This window comes from Streptomyces sp. NPDC093598 (assembly GCF_044764825.1).
In the GTDB taxonomy this organism is placed as follows: domain Bacteria; phylum Actinomycetota; class Actinomycetes; order Streptomycetales; family Streptomycetaceae; genus Streptomyces.
On record NZ_JBIWIV010000001.1, the window covers coordinates 291896 to 309424 of the forward strand.

Sequence of the window (17529 nt, forward strand, 5' to 3'; positions counted from 1 at the left end):
TGGAACCGGGTTCCGGGGCGTCTTGGGGGTGAGGCGTGGCGAACGACGGGCCGGTCGAGCACGGCTACCCGCATCTGGAGACGGTGCGGGCCGCCATCACGGCGCTGTACAGGCGACTGTCGAACGACACCATCCAGACGTTCGAGGCCAGCGTGGTCCCCGCCGACGTGGCGTTCTGCGACACCGACGACCTGTATCTGGGGGCGCAGCGGGTGGCGCACGAGCTAGTGCGGCACTACCGGCTGCCGGATGCCCGGCTGATCGTGAGCTTCCGGGAGATGCGGCACGCGGCGAACGTGGAGCTGGCGGCCGGGCCGGAGTACTTCGTGGAGCTGAACGACCGGTTCCGTACGCATCGGCGGGACATCGGGGCGGCTCTCGCGCACGAGGTGATGCACGTGTACCTGCATCGTCTGGACCTGTCCTTCCCCGGTGTCCGGGACAACGAGATCCTCACGGACACGGCGACGACCTACCTGGGTGCGGGGTGGCTGCTGCTGGACGCGTACCGGGAGGACGGGGCGTCGTCGCAGAAGCTGGGGTATCTCACGCCGGAGGAGTTCGGGTATGTGCTGGCCAAGCGGGCGCTGGTGTTCGGGGAGGACCCGTCGGTGTGGTTCACCAGTGCGCAGGCCTACACGGCATACGGGAAGGGGATGGAGCTGGCCCGCCGCGACGAGCAGCAGCCGCCGCTGACGGCGGCGGGGTGGGCGGGGCGGCGCCGGTACGCCCGGGACCGTCGGCATGCTGCGGCGGGCCCGCCGCAGCCGGGGGTGCGGTACGCGTTCTCGCCCGACGGGGGCGGGCGGTTGCGGGTGTCGTTTCCCTGCCCCACGTGTCATCAGCGGATCAGGGTGCCGGTGCGGGGGCGGGTCCGGGCGCGGTGCGCGTTGTGCCGGAGCGTGCTGGAGTGCGACACGTGAACGCCTCGTGCTGACCGGACAGGTCGGTGACGCCGCTAGGTGCCGTACACCGGCCGGGGCTCTGACGCTTCCGCGAGCAGTTTCCGTGCCTGCTCCCCCGCTTCGGCCGGGCTCCACCGCCCGTCCTTGTCCGCGCTCGGCCCGGGCCTCCATCCCTCCATGACCGTGATCCGGCCGCCCTCCGCCTCGAAGACCCGGCCGGTCACGCCTGTGCTCGCCGCCGAGCCCAGCCAGACGACCAGGGGCGAGACGTTCTCCGGGGCCATCGCGTCGAAGCCGGAGCCGGGGGCGGTCATGGCGTCCGCGAAGGTGCGTTCCGTCATCCGGGTCCGGGCCGCGGGGGCGATCGCGTTGACCTGGACGCCGTAGCGGTGCAGTTCGGCCGCCGCGACCAGGGTCAGAGCGACGATTGCGGCCTTGGCGGCGCTGTAGTTGCCCTGTCCGACCGAGCCCAGCAGCCCGGCTCCGCTGCTGGTGTTGATGATCCGGGCCTCGGGCCGGCGGCCCGCCTTCGCCTCGCGGCGCCAGTGCGCGGCCGCGTGCCGCAGGGGCAGGAAGTGGCCCTTGAGGTGGACGCGTACGACGGCGTCGAAGTCGTCCTCGTCGAGGTTGACCAGCATCCGGTCGCGCAGGAAGCCCGCGTTGTTGACGAGGGTGTCGAGCCGGCCGTACGTCTCCAGCGCCGTGCGGACCAGGGAGGCGGCGCCCTCGCCGGTGGCGATGTCGCCGCCGTGCGCCACGGCCTCGCCGCCCGCCGCGCGGATCTCCGCCACGACCCGGGCGGCGGGGCCGTCGGGTTCGGGTGTGCCGTCGAGGCCCACCCCGAGGTCGTTGACGACCAGCCGGGCCCCCTCGGCCGCGAACGCGAGCGCGTGGGCCCGGCCGAGCCCCCGCCCCGCGCCCGTGACGACGACGACCCGGCCCGCGCAGATTCCGCTCATGTCAGCTCTCCTCGTCCGTGGCAGGCGTGTGGGCGGCGGTGGCCGCGTCCAGGAACGCCGGCCGTTCCCCGCCCCCGTGCACCGCCAGGCTCGCTCCGCTGATGTAGGCGGCGGCGCCGGACGCCAGGAACACCGCCGCGCGGCCCACGTCGGACGGCTCGGCGAGACGGCCCAGCGGGACCGTGCGGGCGATCGCGGTGATGCCGTCCTGGTCGCCGTAGTGGAGGTGGGACAGTTCGGTGCGGACCATGCCCACGACGAGGGTGTTGACCCGGATCTCGGGCGCCCATTCCACGGCCATCGAGCGGGCGAGGCTCTCCAGGCCGGCCTTGGCGGCACCGTAGGCGGCGGTCCCGGGCGAGGGGCGGCCGCCGCTGACGCTGCCGATCATGACGATCGAGCCCCTGGAGCGGCGCAGCCGGTCGTACGCGGCGAGGGACACGGTCAGCGGCGCGAGCAGGTTGAGCTCCACCACGCGCGCGTGCCGGTCCGCCCCCGCCTCGGTGAGCAGGCGGTGGGGTGCGCCGCCCGCGTTGTTGACCAGGACGTCCAGCCGGGGCAGACCGGCGAAGAGGCACCCGACGGCGTCGGAGTCCCGGACGTCCAGCGGCAGGAACTCGGTACCGGGGAGCGGGACTTCCGGTGGCCGGCGGGCGCAGACCACGACCTCGGCACCCGCCCGTACGAAGGCATGTGCGATGCCGGCGCCGACGCCCCGGGTCCCGCCGGTGACGACGGCGACCTTTCCGTCCAGCTCCATGCGCTGCTACCTTTCCACCTAACAAACGTTTGGTGGAAAGGTAGCTGATGCGGCCATGGGTGTCTCCACCTCGAGCGGGGAAAAGGGCATCGCCGTCGTCACGGTCGACTTCCCGCCGGTGAACGCCCTGCCGGTGGCGGGCTGGTTCGCCCTGGCCGACGCGGTGCGCGCGGCCGGGCGCGACCCGGGGGTCAGGTGCGTGGTGCTGGCCGCCGAGGGGCGCGGGTTCAACGCGGGTGTGGACATCAAGGAGTTGCAGGCGGACGACCGGGAGCACAGCGCGCTGCTCGGCGCGAACAGCGGCTGCGCGCAGGCCTTCGCTGCGGTCTACGAGTGCGAGGTGCCGGTCGTGGCGGCGGTGCAGGGCTTCTGCCTGGGCGGCGGCATCGGCCTGGTGGGGAACGCGGACGCGATCGTGGCGAGCGAGGACGCGGTGTTCGGGCTGCCCGAGCTGGACCGCGGCGCCCTCGGAGCGGCCACACACCTGGCCCGGCTGGTCCCCCAGCACCTGATGCGGGCGCTCTACTACACGGCGCGTACGGCGAGCGCGGCCGACCTGCACGCGCACGGGTCGGTGTGGCGGGTGGTGCCGCGCGCCGAACTGCGCGCGGCCGTCCTGGAGCTGGCCCGGGAGATCGCCGCCAAGGACGGCCGGCTGCTCCGCCTGGCCAAGGCGGCGCTCAACGGCATCGACCCCGTGGACGTGCGCCGCAGCTACCGCTTCGAGCAGGGCTTCACCTTCGAGGCGGGTCTCAGCGGGGTGGGCGCGCGGGTGCGCGGCACCTTCGGCGGCGCGGGGCGGGAGGGAGCGCGATGAGGGACAAGACGATGTCGGCGGACGAGGCCGTGTCCCGGCTGTCCAGCGGCATGACCCTCGGCATCGGCGGCTGGGGCTCGCGCCGCAAGCCGATGGCCCTGGTGCGAGCCCTGCTCCGGTCGGAGATCACCGACCTCACGGTCGTCTCGTACGGCGGCCCCGACGTGGGCATGCTGGCGGCGGCCGGGCGGATCCGGAGGCTGGTCACGGCCTTCGTCACCCTCGACTCGATCCCCCTGGAGCCGCACTACCGGGCGGCCCGTGAGCGGGGCGCCTTCGCCCTGACGGAGATCGACGAGGCGATGTTCCTGTGGGGTCTGCGGGCGGCGGCGAACCGGCTCCCGTTCCTGCCGGTGCGGGCCGGGTTCGGCTCGGACGTGATGCGGGTCAACCCGGGTCTGCGGACGGTCACCTCGCCGTACGAGGACGGGGAGACGTTCGTCGCCGTGCCCGCCCTGCGGCTGGACGCGGCCCTGGTGCACATCAACCGCGCGGACCGGTCGGGCAACGGGCAGTACCTGGGCCCCGACCCGTACTTCGACGACCTGTTCTGCGCGGCGGCCGACACGGCGTACATGAGCTGCGAGCGGATCGTCGACACGGCCGAGCTGACGCAGGAGGGCCCGCCGCAGACCCTCTTGATCAAACGCCACACGGTCACCGGTGTCGTCGAGTCCCCGAACGGGGCGCACTTCACGTCCTGCGCGCCCGACTACGGCCGGGACGAGGCCTTCCAGAGGACGTACGCGACCACGCCGTGGCCCGACTTCGAGGCCGGGTTCCTCGCCGGGGACGAGCAGACCTACCAGGCGGCCGTGCGGGAGGGGACATGACCGGGCCCACCCGCGCGGAGTACTGCGTGATCGCCTGCGCCGAGGCCTGGCGGGACGACGGCGAGGTACTGGCGAGCCCCATGGGGCTGATCCCCTCGATCGGCGCCCGGCTGGCCCGGCTCACCTTCGCGCCGGACCTGCTGCTGACCGACGGCGAGGCGCTGCTCGTCCGCCCGGACGGGGCACCCGAGGGCTGGCTGCCGTACCGCGAGCATCTCGCCTGGGTCACCGCAGGGCGGCGGCACGTGATGATGGGCGCGAGCCAGATCGACCGGTTCGGCAACCAGAACATCTCGTGCATCGGCGACTGGGAGCGGCCGACACGGCAGCTGCTCGGGGTGCGCGGCGCACCGGTCAACACCTTGAACAATCCGACCAGTTACTGGATCCCGAGGCACTCCCGGCGGGTCTTCGTCGAGCGGGTCGACATGGTCTGCGGCGTCGGCTACGACCGTGCGGCCGGTGCGCGTCACCACCGCATCCCCCGGGTCGTCTCCGACCTGGGTGTCTTCGACTTCGCCACCCCCGACCACTCGATGCGGCTGGCCTCGCTGCACCCGGGCGTCACGCTCGGGCAGGTCAGGGAGGCGACCGGCTTCGAACTGACCGTGCCGGACGAGGTGCCGCCGACCCGGGAACCGACCGGTGAGGAACTCCGGCTGATCCGCGAGGTCGTCGACCCGGCCGGGGCCCGGACGAGGGAGGTCGCCGCATGAAGGGGGTCGCCGCATGAAGGGGGTCGCCGCGTGAGGGGGGCCGCCGCGTGAGGGGGACGGCGCTCACCCGGCTGACCGGCGTCCGCCATCCGCTCGTGCAGACCGGGATGGGCTGGGTGGCCGGACCCCGTCTGGTCTCCGCCACGGCGAACGCGGGCGCCCTCGGCATCCTGGCCTCCGCCACGATGACGCCCGCCCGCCTGCGGGCGGCCGTCCGGGAGGTGAAGGCCCGGACCGACGCGCCGTTCGGGGTGAACCTGCGCGCGGACGCGGCCGACGCGGGCGACCGCGTCCGGATCCTGATCGAGGAGGGCGTCCGCGTCGCCTCCTTCGCCCTCGCCCCCTCCCGTGAGCTGGTCGGCGAACTCAAGGAGGCCGGTGTGGTGGTCATGCCGACGGTGGGGGCGCGGCGGCATGCCGAGAAGGTCGAAGCGTGGGGCGCGGACGCGGTGCTCGTGCAGGGCTCGGAGGGCGGCGGGCACACCGGCGAGGTGGCCACGACCGTGCTGCTGCCGCAGGTGGTGGACGCGGTGCGGATCCCGGTCGTCGCGGCGGGCGGCTTCTTCGACGGGCGCGGGCTGGCCGCGGCCCTCGCCTACGGAGCGGCAGGCGTGGCGATGGGCACGCGGTTCCTGCTGACCTCGGACTCGACCGTGCCGGACGCGGTGAAGGCGAGGTATCTCGCGGCGACCGTGCGGGACGTGACGGTGACCCGGGCGGTGGACGGGCTGCCGCACCGCATGCTGCGTACGGAACTGGTGGCCGCCCTGGAGGACGCCGGCCGGGCCCGGGCGCTGGTGCGGGCCGTGCGCGCGGCGGCCGGATTCCGGCGGCTGTCCGGGCGGACCTGGCCGCAGCTGGTGCGCGACGGGCTGGCCCTCAGGCACGCCAAGGACCTGACCTGGAGTCAGGTGCTGCTCGCCGCGAACACGCCGATGCTGCTGAAGTCGGCGATGGTGGACGGCCGCACGGACCTGGGGGTGATGGCGTCCGGGCAGGTCGCCGGGGTGATCGGCGACCTGCCGTCGTGCGCGGAGCTGGTGGAGCGGATCATGAAGGAGGCCGACGAGACGCTGGCGCGGCTCACAGCCGTTCGATGATCGTCACATTGGCTTGGCCGCCGCCCTCGCACATGGTCTGCAGGCCGAACCGGCCGCCGGTGCGCTCCAGTTCGTGCAGCAGGGTCGTCATGAGCTTGACGCCGGTCGCGCCGAGGGGGTGCCCCAGGGCGATCGCGCCGCCGTTGACGTTGACCCGCTCCGGGTCGGCGCCGGTCTCCTTCAGCCAGGCCAGGACGACCGGCGCGAAGGCCTCGTTGATCTCGACGAGGTCGATGTCGTCGATGGTCAGGCCGGTCTTCCTCAGGGCGTGCGCGGTGGCCGGGATCGGGGCGGTGAGCATGCGGATCGGGTCCTCGCCGCGCACGGAGAGGTGGTGCACGCGCGCGCGGGGGGTGAGCCCGTGGTCGCGCACGGCCCGCTCGGAGGCCAGCAGCATCGCCGCCGCCCCGTCGGAGACCTGCGAGGAGCAGGCGGCGGTGACGGTGCCGCCGTCCAGGACCGGCTTGAGTCCGGCCATCTTCTCCAGGGAGGTGTCACGGCGCGGGCCCTCGTCGGCGGTGACCTCCCCGTACGGCACGGTCTCGCGGCCGAAGCGGCCCTCGTCGATCGCCCGCACCGCCCGGCGATGGGAGCGCAGGGCGAACTCCTCCTGGTCCTGCCGGCTGATCCCCCACTTCGCGGCGATCATCTCGGCGCCCACGAACTGGTTGACGGGCTTGTCCCCGTACCGGGCCCGCCAGCCCGCGCTGCCCGCGAACGGGCCCTGTGTCAGCCCGAGCGGTTCGGCGGCCTGCCGGGTGGCGAAGGCGATGGGGATCATCGACATGTTCTGCACCCCGCCGGCCACCACCAGGTCCTGGGTGCCGGACAGGACGGCCTGCGCGGCGAAGTGCACGGCCTGCTGCGAGGAGCCGCACTGCCGGTCGACGGTCACGCCCGGCACCTCCTCGGGCAGCCCGGCCGCCAGCCAGCAGGTCCGCGCGATGTCCCCGGCCTGCGGCCCCACCGCGTCCAGACAGCCGAGGACGACGTCCTCCACGGCGGCCGGGTCGGCGCCCGAGCGGTCCATCAGCGCCGTGAGGACGTGCGCTCCGAGGTCGGCGGGGTGGACCGCGCTCAGCCCTCCCCCGCGCCGCCCGACGGGCGTCCGCACCGCTTCGACGATGTAGGCCTCGGCCATGACGACTCCTCCGCTTATAGGGGCTGTTCGCGTACGGCGATCCCGTCCAGCACCATCGACAGGTACTGCCGGGCGATCTCGTCCGGGCTGTGCTGTCCGCCCGGCCGGTACCAGGAGGCGGCGACCCACACCGTGTCGCGCACGAACCGGTAGGTGAGCCGGACGTCGAGGTCGGCCCGGAAGGCCCGCTCGGCGACGCCGCGCTCCAGCGTGGACAGCCAGGCCTTCTCGAACCTGCGCTGCGACTCGGCGAGGAACGCGAACCGCTCCTGCGCAACCAGCTGCCTGCTCTCCTTCTGATAGATCGCGACGGCCGCCCGATGCCGGTCGATCTCCCGGAACGACTCGGTGACCAGGGCCTGAAGCGTCTCGCGCGGGCCCAGCCCGGCGGCCAGGACGGTGTCGTAGCCCTCCCACAGCTCGTCGAGGAAGCTGCGCAGGATCTCCTCCAGCATCGACTCCTTGGAGTCGAAGTGGTAGTAGAGGCTGCCGGCGAGCATCCCCGCGTGGTCCGCGATCTTGCGGACGGTGGTGGCGTTGTAGCCCTGCTCGGCGAAGACCTCGGCGGCGGTGCCGAGGAGTTCGCCGCGGCGGTCGCGAGCGGCGGCGGCAGCCGCGGGCTCGGTGGCGGTCACCTGGGGATTCTTCTTCGTAGGAGGCACGGGTCCATTGTCGTCCTAGGCATGCCTGCTGCTGACGGACACCACTTCTCCCGTCATGTACGAGGAGTAGCCGGAGGCGAGGAACACGATGACGTTGGCCACTTCCCAGGGTTCGGCGTACCGCCCGTAGGCCTCGCGGGCGGTCAGCTCGGCGAGCAGCTCGGGTGTGGTCACCTTCACCAGGTGGGGGTGCATGGCGAGGCTGGGCGCCACGGCGTTGACCCGCACCCCGTACCCGGCCGCCTCGACCGCCGCGCACCGGGTCAGCGCCATCACGCCCGCTTTGGCGGCGGCGTAGTGTGCCTGACCTGCCTGGGCGCGCCAGCCGGCGACGGAGGCGTTGTTGACGATCACCCCGCCGCCGGTGCCCTTCATGTGCCGGAGCGCGGCCCGGACACACCGGAAGGTGCCGTTCAGCGTCACGTCCAGGACGCGGGACCACTGCTCGTCGGTCATGTCGACGAGCTCCGCCGTGCCGCCGAGACCGGCGTTGTTGACCACGACGTCGAGGCGCCCGTGCTCCGCCGCGGCCGTCTCGAAGAGCACGCGCACCTGCGTCTCGTCGGTGACGTCACAGGGCACGGCGGCGACCGACGCCCCGCCGAACTCGCCGGCCAGCCGCGCCTCCAACTCCTCGAGCCGCCGCGCATGGGCGTCGCTGATGAGCACGCGCGCGCCCTCCTCCAGGAAGCGCCGCGCCGTGGCCCCGCCGATGCCCGCGCCGGCCGCCGCGGTGACGACGGCGGTCCGCCCCTTCAGCAGGCCGTGGCCGGGGACGTACGACGGACTCTCGACGTCTGTCATGGGCTCACGCTAACCTACCAAACACTTGTTAGGGAAGGAGGGAGTGGTCGTGGACCTGGCGTTCTCCCCGGCGGACGAGGAGTTCCGCACCGAGGTGCGGCAGTGGCTGCACGCGCACGTGCCGCGCGCCCCGCTGCCTTCCCTGGAGACCGAGGAGGGCTTCGCCGCGCACCGCGTCTGGGAGGCGGAGCTGGCCGCGCACCGCTGGTCGGTCGTCACCTGGCCCTCGCGTTACGGCGGGAGGGACGCGGGGCTCCTGCGGTGGCTGCTCTTCGAGGAGGAGTACTGGGCGGCGGGCGCACCGGGCCGCGTCGGCCAGAACGGCATCCAGCTGCTCGCCCCGACCCTCCTCGACCACGGCACCGAGGAGCAGCGGGCCCGGGTCCTGCCTCCGATGGCGTCCGGCGAGGTGATCTGGGCGCAGGCCTGGTCGGAGCCGGAGGCCGGTTCGGACCTGGCGTCCCTGCGGGCGAAGGCCGTGCGCACGGACGGCGGCTGGCTGCTGTCCGGCCAGAAGACCTGGTCGTCCCGGGCCGCGTTCGCCGACCGCGCCTTCGGCCTCTTCCGCAGCGACCCGGACACCGCGAAGCCCCACCAGGGCCTGACGTACCTCATGTTCGGCCTGCGCGCCCCCGGCGTCACGGTCCGCCCGATCGCCCGCCTCGACGGCAGGCCCGCCTTCGCGGAGCTGTTCCTGGACGAGGTCTTCGTGCCCGACGAGGACGTGATCGGCGAACCCGGCCAGGGCTGGCGCCTCGCGATGTCGACGGCGGGCAACGAACGCGGGCTGATGCTCCGCTCCCCCGGCCGCTTCCTCGCCGCCGCGCGCCGCCTGGAGGAGCTGTGGCGGGAGCAGGGCGGTCCGGTGTCGATGCGGGGCCGGGTGGCCGACGCCCTGATCGGCGCCCGCGCCTACCAGCTCTTCGCGTACGCGGCCGCCTCCCGCCTCCTGGAGGGCGAGGCCGTCGGCCCCGAGTCGAGCCTCAACAAGGTCTTCTGGTCCGAACTGGACATCGCGCTGCACGAGACGGCCCTCGACCTGCTCGGCCCCGAGGGCGAGAGAGCCGACACCGACTGGGCGGAGCGGTACGTCTTCGCCCTCGCCGGCCCCCTCTACGCGGGCACGAACGAGATCCAGCGCGACATCATCGCCGAGCGCCTGCTCGGCCTGCCGAAGGGACGCCGCTGATGCGCCTCCTCCTCGACGCCGAGCAGCGGGCCTTCGCCGCGTCGCTGGACGCCCTGCTGACGGCGGCGGACACCCCGGCGGTGATCCGCGACTGGAGCCGGGGCGACCATGCGAGCGGGCGTGCGCTGTGGTCCCGCCTGGCTCGGGCGGGCGTGTTCGCGCTGGCGGTGCCGGAGGCGTACGAGGGCCTCGGCCCGCACCCCGTCGAACTGGCCGTCGCGTTCGTCGAGCTGGGACGCCATGCGGCGCCTGGGCCCCTGGTCGAGACGGTCGTCGCGGCGGCGCTGCTCCGGGGGGCCGACCCGGGGGTCGCCCGGCGGCTGCTGCCCGCGCTGGCGTCCGGGGAGACGATGGCGACGGTGGCCCCCGACGGCGCGTACGCCCTGGACGGCGACGCGGCCGCCCTCCGCATCTCCTGGGAGCGCGGCCGCATCCGCCTCTCCCCCGGCCACGGCCCCGTCCGCCCCTCCCTCGACCCGGCCCGCCGCCTCACACTCCTCGCCCCCGGCGGCGAACTCCTCGAGCTCGCCACGGGACAGGCCCTCACCTGGGCCCGCCTCGCCACCGCCGCCCAAGCCCTCGGCGTGGGCTTCGCACTCCTCGACAGAACCGTCGGACACGTCCGGCAGCGCACCCAGTTCGGCGTGCCCGTCGGCTCGTTCCAGGCGGTCAAGCACCGGCTGGCCGACGCGAAGACGGCCCTGGAGTTCGCGCGTCCCCTGCTCTTCGGTGCCGCGCTCACGCTGCGTCCGTCCGACGTCGCCGCCGCCAAGGTGGCCGCGTGCGAAGCGGCGTACGCCACCGCCCGCACCGCGCTGCAACTGCACGGGGCGATCGGCTACACCGCGGAGTACGGCCTGTCGCTGTGGCTGACCAAGGCCCGGGCCCTGCGCACGGCCTGGGGCGATCCGCAGGCGTGCCGGGCCCTGGTCGTCAGTGCCGGTGATCGCCGCTGGTGATCTCCCGGTACTCCTCCACCGTCGGCTTCTCGATCCGCGCGTCGGGCCCGAACATGGCCTTGGCGAGCCGGGCGCGCAGCCGCTCGGACCGCTTGACCCTGCGGCGCACACCCCCCGCGTCGACCTCGCGCCCGGCCTCGTACGGCGGGTTCTGCTCGTGCTGGGTGAGCGTGAACAGCTCGGCCTGCGCGAGGGGCTCGTGCACCTCGGTGTACTCGCCGGTCGGCAGCCGTCTGATGGTGCCGGTCTCCCTGCCGTGCAGCACCTTGGCCCGGTCGCGGCGCTGAAGGCCCATGCAGATCTTCTTCGTGACGATGAAGGCGGCGACCGGCAGCACGAAGACGCCGATCCGCACGAACCAGGTGATCACGTTGATGGACAGATGCAGATGGGTGGCGACGATGTCGTTGCCGCCGCCGATCAGCAGCACCGCGTACAGCGTCAGCCAGGCCACGCCGAGGCCGGTGCGCACGGGCGCGTTGCGCGGCCGGTCCAGGATGTGGTGCTCGCGTTTGTCGCCGGTGATCCACGCCTCGATGAAGGGGTAGACGCCGAGGGCGAGCAGGATCAGCGGGAAGAGCGAGAAGGGGATGAACACGCCCAGGGCGAGCGTGTGGCCCCAGAAGTTGATCTCCCATCCCGGCATCACCCGGATCAGGCCCTCGGAGAAGCCGAGGTACCAGTCGGGTTGAGCGCCGGTGGTGACCAGGTCGGGGCGGTAGGGGCCGAAGGCCCATACGGGGTTAATCTGGGCGATGGCGCCCATCACCGTCAGGACGCCGAAGACGAGGAAGAAGAAGCCGCCGGCCTTGGCCATGTAGACCGGCAGGAAGGGCATACCGACGACCGACCGCTCCTGGCGTCCGGGGCCCGGGAACTGGGTGTGCTTGTGGTAGAAGACCAGGATCAGATGGGCGGTCACCAGGCCCAGCATGATCCCGGGCAGCAGCAGCACATGGATCGGGAAGAGCCGCGAGATGATGTCGTCCCCGGGGAACTCCCCGCCGAAGAGGAAGAACGCCAGGTACGTCCCGACGATCGGGATCGACAGGATCGCGCCGTGCGCGAAGCGCAGACCGGTGCCGGACAGCAGGTCGTCGGGGAGCGAGTAGCCGGTCAGACCGGTGATGATGCCGAGCATCAGCAGCGTCCAGCCGAACACCCAGTTCAGCTCGCGCGGCTTGCGGAAGGCGCCCGTGAAGAACACCCGCATCATGTGCACCAGCATGCCGGTGATGAAGACCAGCGCCGCCCAGTGGTGGATCTGCCGGATCAGCAGCCCGCCGCGCACATCGAAGCTGATGTCCAGCGTGGACTCGAACGCCCTGCTCATGAGGACGCCGTTGAGCTCCGTGTAGGAGCCGTTGTAGACGACCTCCTGCATGCTCGGCTCGAAGAAGAGGGTGAGGTAGACGCCGGTGAGGATCAGCACGATGAAGCTGTAGAGGGTGACCTCGCCCAGCATGAAGGACCAGTGGTCCGGGAAGACCTTGCGCATGTTGGCCTTGGCCAGGGCGTAGAGCCCGAGCCGCCCGTCCGCCCAGTCGGCGAGCTTCTCGCCCTTGCCTGCGGGAGGTCGCCTGTCGGCGGAGTCCGTCCCGTACACCCGTCGTGCGCCGTCGTCGCCCATACGTCGTCGCCTCCCCGTCGGATCCTTCCCAGCGTGGCACGGCGTCGCGGCCGTGCAAACGGGGCGTGGGGACGGCTGGGCCAAGGGGGCGAGCGACCGGTCAGCGGCTGCCGGGGTCCCCGACGATCCCCTGCGCCCGTGCGGCCACGAGCCACTTCGGGAACTCGCCCACCAAACGGTCGTACAGCTCGGTGTCCGAGACCTTCCGCGGATCCTCTCCCGCGTGGAAGAACCCGGCGTTGTCGACGACCCGCTTGCCCGGCACGGCCAGCTCGTCGAGCTTGCGCAGGAAGTCGAACTGCTTGCTGCCCGGGTCGCCGAACCCGATGAACTGCCAGAACAGCGGAAGCTTCGCCGCCTTGCACAGATACCGCTCCGCGGCGAGCTTGTTGATGGGCCCGCCGTCGGTCTGGAACACCACGAGGGCGGGCTCGGCCGCCCCGCTGTCCAGGTAGTGGTCGATCACGGCGTCCATGGCCAGGTGGTAGCCGGTCTTCCCCATGTGCCCGAGCCCGGCGACGATCCGCTCGATCCGTCCCCGGTGGTCGGCGAGCGCGATGTCGGTGACGGCGTCGACGTCGGTGGAGAAGAACACCACGGGCACGCTGCCGTCGTCGTCCAGGTGCGCCGACAGCCCGAGCACCCGGTCGGCCAGCGCCTGCACACTGCCGTCCTTGTAGTACGGCTTCATCGAGCCGGAGTAGTCGATCACGAGGTAGACCGCGGCCCGCAGCCCGTCGAGGCCGTGCTTCGCGAGACGGACGCCGGCGGTCTTGTAGAGGTTCACCAGGGCGGGCGCGGTCTCCTGGACCTTGCTCAGACTGATCGCGGCCATGGCCCGCATCCTCTCACTCCTCGACGACCACTCCGTCGCTCAGTTCCAGCACCCGGTCGGCCAGACCGAGGAGTTGGGGGTCGTGGGTGGCGACGAGGGCCGTGACACCCTCGCTGCGGACCACCGCCCGCAGCAGCTCCATCACCGCCAGTCCGGTGGCGGCGTCGAGCTGGCCGGTCGGCTCGTCGGCGAGGAGCAGGGCGGGGCTGTTGGCGAGGGCCCGGGCGATGGCGACCCGCTGCTGCTGGCCGCCGGACAGCTCGGCCGGCCGCTGTGCCTCGTGACCGGCCAGTCCCACCAGGGCGAGCAGCAGTGCCACCCGCTCCTCCCGCTCCCGCGGCCCGGCCCGGCGCAGCCGCAGCGGCACGCCCACGTTCTCGGCGGCGGTGAGGATGGGGATGAGCCCGAAGGACTGGAACACGAAACCGATGCGGTCGCGGCGCAGTTCCAGCAGCTCGCTCTCGCTCAGCGCCGACAGATCGGTGCCGGCCACGACGACACGGCCGCTCTGCGGGGAGTCCAGGCCGCCGATCAGGTGGAGCAGCGTCGACTTGCCGGAGCCCGAACGGCCCTTGAGAGCGACCAGCTCGCCGCGCCGGACGGTGAAGGACGCCCCGCGCAGCGCGTGCACGGCCGCGGCACCCGTGCCGTAGGAGTGGTGCACATCCTCCACGCGTAGCATCGGCCCGCCGGACGGGTCGTCGGCCAGGGCGGCACCGGGGCCCGGGCTGGTGTTCTCGGTCATCACCGCATCCCATACGGAACCGGTCCGGACGGTCAAGAGCCGGACGACCCGCGTTCGAACTCACGTGCTGGGCCGGTGACTCCGTGATATGCATGCCGGGTTGGGGAACGGCGGCTCGGGATTCGGGTGGGGGAAGAGTGACGGGCTTACTGCTGCTGCGCCTGCGCGCGCATCGGCTGCTGCTCACGGCCGCCCTGCTCGCCGTCCTGCTGACCACCTCGGTTCTCGCCACCCTCGCGGCCTTCTCCGGCTCTGTCGGGGACGCGGCGCTGCGCGGCACCCTGAGCGGCCGGGCCGCCGCGTCCGCCTCCCTCGTCGTCGAGGCGGACGTGCCCCGGCAGCGGCGGGACGCGGCGCACCGGGCCGTGGTGCGCGGGGCGCGGGACGCCTTCGCCGGGCTGCCGGTGACCGTGCGGAGACTGGAGCGGTCCGGGCCGTACGCACTGCCCGGGTCCCTGCGGAACGCCGACGCCAGGGCCGGGCAGCCCGACCTCACGTATCTCGCCGCCCTCGACCGGTCCCGGATCCGGCTGGTCTCGGGCGTCCTGCCGGGCCCGGCCCGGGCGGGCGATGGGACCGCCGTGCCCGTCGCCCTGCCCGGGGCGGCCGCCGACCGGCTGAAGCTGCGGCCCGGAGCGCGCCTGACGCTCACCGACCGGCTGGGCGGCGCACCGCTCGAGGTGCGGGTGAGCGGGGTGTACCGGGCGGCCGACGGCTCGGACCCCTACTGGCAGGCGGACACCCTCGGCGGCCAGGGCGTACGCACCGTCGCCTTCACCACCTACGGACCGCTGCTGGCCGACGCGTCGGTGCTCGCCTCCGGCCGCGCCAGCGGGGACAACACCGGCTGGGTGGCGACGGCCGACTACCGCACCCTCACCACCGACGGCATCGGCGCGCTCCGCGCGGATACCGTCCGCGCGGCCGGGGCGCTGCGCAAGGACCCGGCGCTCGGGGGCGACGCGACCGTGCGCACCGGGCTGCCGGAGGTGCTCGACCGGACCGGGCGGACCCTGCTGGTGTCCCGGTCCACCCTGATGATCGTCTCCGTGCAGCTGGTGCTGCTCGCCGGGTACGCGCTGCTGCTGGTGGCCCGGCTGCTGGGCAGCGAACGGGCGGGCGAGACCGAGCTGCTGCGCGCCCGGGGCGGCTCCCGCGGGCGGATCGCGGGGCTCGCCGTGCTGGAGGCGCTGCTGCTGGCGGTACCGGCCGCGGTCTGTGCCGCGCTGCTGTCCGGCCCGCTGGCCCGGCTGCTGGCCCGCTGGTCCTCGCTCGACCGGATCGGGCTGCGGCTCGACACCGCCCCCTCGGGCCGGGTCTGGCTGGTCGCGGGCGGCGTGGCGCTGGCGTGCGCGGTGGCGGTCGTGGCGCCCGCGCTGGCGGCGACGGCAGGCGCGCCGGTACGGCTGCGGCGCGTCCGTGCCGCCACGGCGGCCGCGCCCGTGCGCGCCGGAGCCGATGCCGGGCTGCTGCTGATCGCGGGCGTGGCGTACTGGCAGCTGAGGCGGCAGACCGATGCGACGGGCGGCGGTGTGCTCAGCCGGGACCGGGCCGGTCGGCTCGGCATCGATCCGCTGCTGGTCGCGGCGCCCGCCCTGGCGCTGCTCGCGGGCACGGTGCTGACCCTGCGTCTGCTGCCGCTCGCGGCCCGGCTCGCGGAGCGGCGCTCGGCGAGCGGGCGGGGGCTGCCGGCGGCGCTCGCCGGGTGGCAGTTCAGCCGGCGCCCGCTGCGCGGGGCGGGTCCGGTCCTGCTGCTCGTCATCGCCGTGGCGACCGGGATGCTGGCGATCGGGCACGGCGCGTCCTGGGACCGGTCGCAAGGCGACCAGGCCGACTTCAGAACGGGCGCCTCCGTAAGGGTTCTCGACCCCAGGCCGGGCAGTCCCGGGCAGACCGGCCTCTACGCCGCGCTGCCCGGGGCCCGGGACGCCGCTCCCGCGCACCGCACCGCCCTGAGCCTGTCCGGCGGGCGCGACGCGACGGTCCTGGCCCTGGACACGGCCCGTGTCGCGGACGGGATGCTGATGCGCGGCGACCTCGCCGACGAGCCCCCGGCGAAGCTGCTGCGGGCACTGGCCCCGCCCGAGCAGGACGAGGACCGGGCCGTACGGCTGCCCGACGGCACCCGGCGGCTCGGCCTCGACGTGCGGATCACCAACCTGCGGGCCCGCACGGGACGGTCCCCCTCCGGCCGCGCGCCCCAGCTCACGGTGGTCGTCGAGGACCGGTACGGCATCGCCTACCGGCTGGGCGCCGGGGAAGTCCCGGTGGACGGCCGGGTCCACCGGATCGCGCTCGATCTGGACGTGACGGCGGCGGGCCGCCGCGCCGCCCCGGCCGGACCGCTGCGGCTGACCGGCCTCCAGCTCGACGGCACCTCGCCGGTCGGCCGCCCGGAACAGCACCGGTTCACCGTCGAACGGCTGCGCGCCACCGGCTCCGACGGCGCCGCGCGGACCGTTCCCGCGCCCGCCGGGACGCGCTGGCGGGGCGGCCGGACCGTGACGGAGAACGGCACCGTCCTCGCCCGGGCGGCCACGAAGCCCACCGTGTCGGGGACCGCGCCGCTGACCGTGTCGTACGGCACCGGCGCCGACCCCGACGAGAGCTTCAACGCCGCCCCTCTCTACACCGTCTTCGTCGCCACCGCCGGGGGCGCGGCGCCGCGGAGGATCGCCGCCGTCGCCACCCGGGACTTCCTGCGGGCGGCGGGGGCCGGGCCCGGTGACACCATCGACGTACCGCTGTCCGGGGAGCAACTGCGGGTGCGGATCGTCCGGGCGGTCGAGGAGCTGCCCACCACCGGTGCCGGACTGGACGGCGAGACCGCGGCCGGCGGGGCGCTGCTGCTCGATCTGCGGACCGTGGACGCGGTGCTGGCCCGGCGGGGCGCCGCGTCGCTCAGCCCCACCGAGTGGTGGGTGAGCACCGCCCCCGGCAAGGCCGCCGAGGTCACCGCCGCGCTGCGGGCACGCCCCGACCTGGAGGCGCAGCAGGTACTGGTGCGGGACGAGACCGCGGCCGCACTGCTGCGGGATCCGCTCGGCGCCGGGCCGCGCTCGGCACTGACGGCGGTGGCGGTGGCCGCCGTGGCCCTGGCCGCCGGGGGCTTCGCGGTGAGCGCCGCCGGTGCGCGGCGGGAGCGCTCCGGGGAGTTCGCGGTGCTGCGCGCCCTGGGCACGCCCCGCCGGGAGCTCGCCCGGCTGGTCGCGACGGAGCAGAGTCTGCTCGTCGGCGCCGGGCTGCTCGCCGGGCTGGGTCTCGGCACCGTCCTGACCAGGGCCGTCGTGCCGCTGATCGTGCTGACCTCCGATGCGGCACGGCCGGTCCCGCCCGTCCTCGTCGAACTCCCGGTGTACCGGGTGGCCCTGCTCCTCGCGGGGATGGCCGCCCCGCTCCTGCTGATCACCGCCGCGTCGGCGCTGCGCCGCGCCGAGCCGGCGGTCGCGCTCCGCCACCAGGGAGAGGACTGAG

The 17529-nt window shown here is 73.9% G+C and carries 16 protein-coding genes; 8 read left to right on the top strand and 8 right to left on the bottom strand.

What is annotated here, in order from left to right; genetic code table 11:
• The first annotated feature begins 35 nt into the window (after positions 1 to 35).
• Positions 36 to 923, top strand: coding sequence for a hypothetical protein (locus ACIRDU_RS01370; RefSeq protein ID WP_403572771.1), 888 nt, complete (start codon positions 36 to 38; stop codon positions 921 to 923).
• 35 nt (positions 924 to 958) lie between these two features.
• On the opposite strand, the gene ACIRDU_RS01375 is transcribed toward ACIRDU_RS01370, so the two are convergent.
• Positions 959 to 1864 carry an SDR family oxidoreductase gene (locus ACIRDU_RS01375; RefSeq protein WP_403572774.1) on the bottom strand — a complete coding sequence of 302 codons (906 nt, stop codon included), beginning with the start codon at positions 1862 to 1864 and terminating at the stop codon, positions 959 to 961.
• A 1-nt stretch (position 1865) separates the two neighbouring features.
• Positions 1866 to 2624, bottom strand: a complete 759-nt coding sequence (locus ACIRDU_RS01380) for an SDR family oxidoreductase (RefSeq protein ID WP_403572777.1) — start codon at positions 2622 to 2624, stop codon at positions 1866 to 1868.
• A 55-nt stretch (positions 2625 to 2679) separates the two neighbouring features.
• Between ACIRDU_RS01380 and ACIRDU_RS01385 the strand changes: the two genes are divergently transcribed.
• Genes ACIRDU_RS01385 through ACIRDU_RS01400 form a run of 4 tightly spaced genes read left to right on the top strand, consistent with a single transcriptional unit; the run spans position 2680 to position 6090 of the window.
• Positions 2680 to 3441, top strand: a complete 762-nt coding sequence (locus tag ACIRDU_RS01385; protein ID WP_403572780.1) for an enoyl-CoA hydratase family protein — start codon at positions 2680 to 2682, stop codon at positions 3439 to 3441.
• A complete protein-coding gene (locus tag ACIRDU_RS01390) occupies positions 3438 to 4274 on the top strand; it encodes a CoA transferase subunit A (protein WP_403572782.1) in 837 nt (278 codons plus the stop codon). The genes ACIRDU_RS01385 and ACIRDU_RS01390 overlap by 4 nt, the downstream gene beginning before the upstream one ends.
• Entirely contained in the window at positions 4271 to 4990 is a 720-nt protein-coding gene (locus tag ACIRDU_RS01395; RefSeq protein WP_403572785.1) for a CoA-transferase subunit beta, read from the top strand. Before ACIRDU_RS01390 ends, ACIRDU_RS01395 begins: the two co-directional genes overlap by 4 nt.
• A gap of 47 nt (positions 4991 to 5037) precedes the next feature.
• Complete coding sequence (locus tag ACIRDU_RS01400) at positions 5038 to 6090, top strand: NAD(P)H-dependent flavin oxidoreductase (RefSeq protein WP_403572788.1); 1053 nt, start codon at positions 5038 to 5040, stop codon at positions 6088 to 6090.
• Here ACIRDU_RS01400 and ACIRDU_RS01405 read toward each other — a convergent pair.
• The 3 genes from ACIRDU_RS01405 to ACIRDU_RS01415 are packed head-to-tail and all read right to left on the bottom strand — an operon-like array spanning position 6074 to position 8697.
• On the bottom strand, positions 6074 to 7231 hold the full coding sequence (locus ACIRDU_RS01405) for an acetyl-CoA C-acetyltransferase (RefSeq protein WP_403572790.1): 1158 nt from the start codon (positions 7229 to 7231) through the stop codon (positions 6074 to 6076). The two genes, ACIRDU_RS01400 and ACIRDU_RS01405, sit on opposite strands and share 17 nt — an antisense overlap.
• 14 nt (positions 7232 to 7245) lie before the next feature.
• Positions 7246 to 7866 (bottom strand): TetR/AcrR family transcriptional regulator, encoded by a 621-nt coding sequence (locus tag ACIRDU_RS01410; RefSeq protein WP_403572792.1) that lies wholly within the window; start codon positions 7864 to 7866, stop codon positions 7246 to 7248.
• Between the two features lie 42 nt (positions 7867 to 7908).
• On the bottom strand, positions 7909 to 8697 hold the full coding sequence (locus tag ACIRDU_RS01415) for an SDR family oxidoreductase (RefSeq protein WP_403572794.1): 789 nt from the start codon (positions 8695 to 8697) through the stop codon (positions 7909 to 7911).
• Between the two features lie 49 nt (positions 8698 to 8746).
• On the opposite strand from ACIRDU_RS01415, the gene ACIRDU_RS01420 reads away from it, so the two are divergent.
• Both ACIRDU_RS01420 and ACIRDU_RS01425 read left to right on the top strand, forming a co-directional pair.
• Positions 8747 to 9886 (top strand): acyl-CoA dehydrogenase family protein, encoded by a 1140-nt coding sequence (locus ACIRDU_RS01420; protein ID WP_403572797.1) that lies wholly within the window; start codon positions 8747 to 8749, stop codon positions 9884 to 9886.
• On the top strand, positions 9886 to 10845 hold the full coding sequence (locus tag ACIRDU_RS01425) for an acyl-CoA dehydrogenase family protein (protein ID WP_403572800.1): 960 nt from the start codon (positions 9886 to 9888) through the stop codon (positions 10843 to 10845). Before ACIRDU_RS01420 ends, ACIRDU_RS01425 begins: the two co-directional genes overlap by 1 nt.
• On the opposite strand, the gene ACIRDU_RS01430 is transcribed toward ACIRDU_RS01425, so the two are convergent.
• From ACIRDU_RS01430 to ACIRDU_RS01440, 3 genes are all read right to left on the bottom strand, one after another.
• On the bottom strand, positions 10820 to 12475 hold the full coding sequence (locus tag ACIRDU_RS01430) for a cytochrome bc complex cytochrome b subunit (protein ID WP_403572803.1): 1656 nt from the start codon (positions 12473 to 12475) through the stop codon (positions 10820 to 10822). The two genes, ACIRDU_RS01425 and ACIRDU_RS01430, sit on opposite strands and share 26 nt — an antisense overlap.
• A 100-nt stretch (positions 12476 to 12575) precedes the next feature.
• Positions 12576 to 13310 (bottom strand): vWA domain-containing protein, encoded by a 735-nt coding sequence (locus ACIRDU_RS01435; RefSeq protein WP_403572805.1) that lies wholly within the window; start codon positions 13308 to 13310, stop codon positions 12576 to 12578.
• Between the two features lie 13 nt (positions 13311 to 13323).
• Entirely contained in the window at positions 13324 to 14055 is a 732-nt protein-coding gene (locus tag ACIRDU_RS01440; protein WP_403572808.1) for an ABC transporter ATP-binding protein, read from the bottom strand.
• Between the two features lie 137 nt (positions 14056 to 14192).
• On the opposite strand from ACIRDU_RS01440, the gene ACIRDU_RS01445 reads away from it, so the two are divergent.
• Complete coding sequence (locus tag ACIRDU_RS01445; protein ID WP_403572810.1) at positions 14193 to 17528, top strand: FtsX-like permease family protein; 3336 nt, start codon at positions 14193 to 14195, stop codon at positions 17526 to 17528.
• The last annotated feature ends 1 nt before the right edge of the window (position 17529 follow it).

Bases quoted from the DNA above. Each gene is read 5' to 3' on its own strand.
- ACIRDU_RS01375 (WP_403572774.1), bottom strand. From the start codon at position 1,864: ATGAGCGGAATCTGCGCGGGCCGGGTCGTCGTCGTCACGGGCGCGGGG.
- ACIRDU_RS01380 (WP_403572777.1), bottom strand. From the start codon at position 2,624: ATGGAGCTGGACGGAAAGGTCGCCGTCGTCACCGGCGGGACCCGGGGC.
- ACIRDU_RS01385 (WP_403572780.1), top strand. From the start codon at position 2,680: ATGGGTGTCTCCACCTCGAGCGGGGAAAAGGGCATCGCCGTCGTCACG.
- ACIRDU_RS01390 (WP_403572782.1), top strand. From the start codon at position 3,438: ATGAGGGACAAGACGATGTCGGCGGACGAGGCCGTGTCCCGGCTGTCC.
- ACIRDU_RS01395 (WP_403572785.1), top strand. From the start codon at position 4,271: ATGACCGGGCCCACCCGCGCGGAGTACTGCGTGATCGCCTGCGCCGAG.
- ACIRDU_RS01405 (WP_403572790.1), bottom strand. From the start codon at position 7,231: ATGGCCGAGGCCTACATCGTCGAAGCGGTGCGGACGCCCGTCGGGCGG.
- ACIRDU_RS01415 (WP_403572794.1), bottom strand. From the start codon at position 8,697: ATGACAGACGTCGAGAGTCCGTCGTACGTCCCCGGCCACGGCCTGCTG.
- ACIRDU_RS01425 (WP_403572800.1), top strand. From the start codon at position 9,886: ATGCGCCTCCTCCTCGACGCCGAGCAGCGGGCCTTCGCCGCGTCGCTG.
- ACIRDU_RS01430 (WP_403572803.1), bottom strand. From the start codon at position 12,475: ATGGGCGACGACGGCGCACGACGGGTGTACGGGACGGACTCCGCCGAC.
- ACIRDU_RS01435 (WP_403572805.1), bottom strand. From the start codon at position 13,310: ATGGCCGCGATCAGTCTGAGCAAGGTCCAGGAGACCGCGCCCGCCCTG.
- ACIRDU_RS01440 (WP_403572808.1), bottom strand. From the start codon at position 14,055: ATGACCGAGAACACCAGCCCGGGCCCCGGTGCCGCCCTGGCCGACGAC.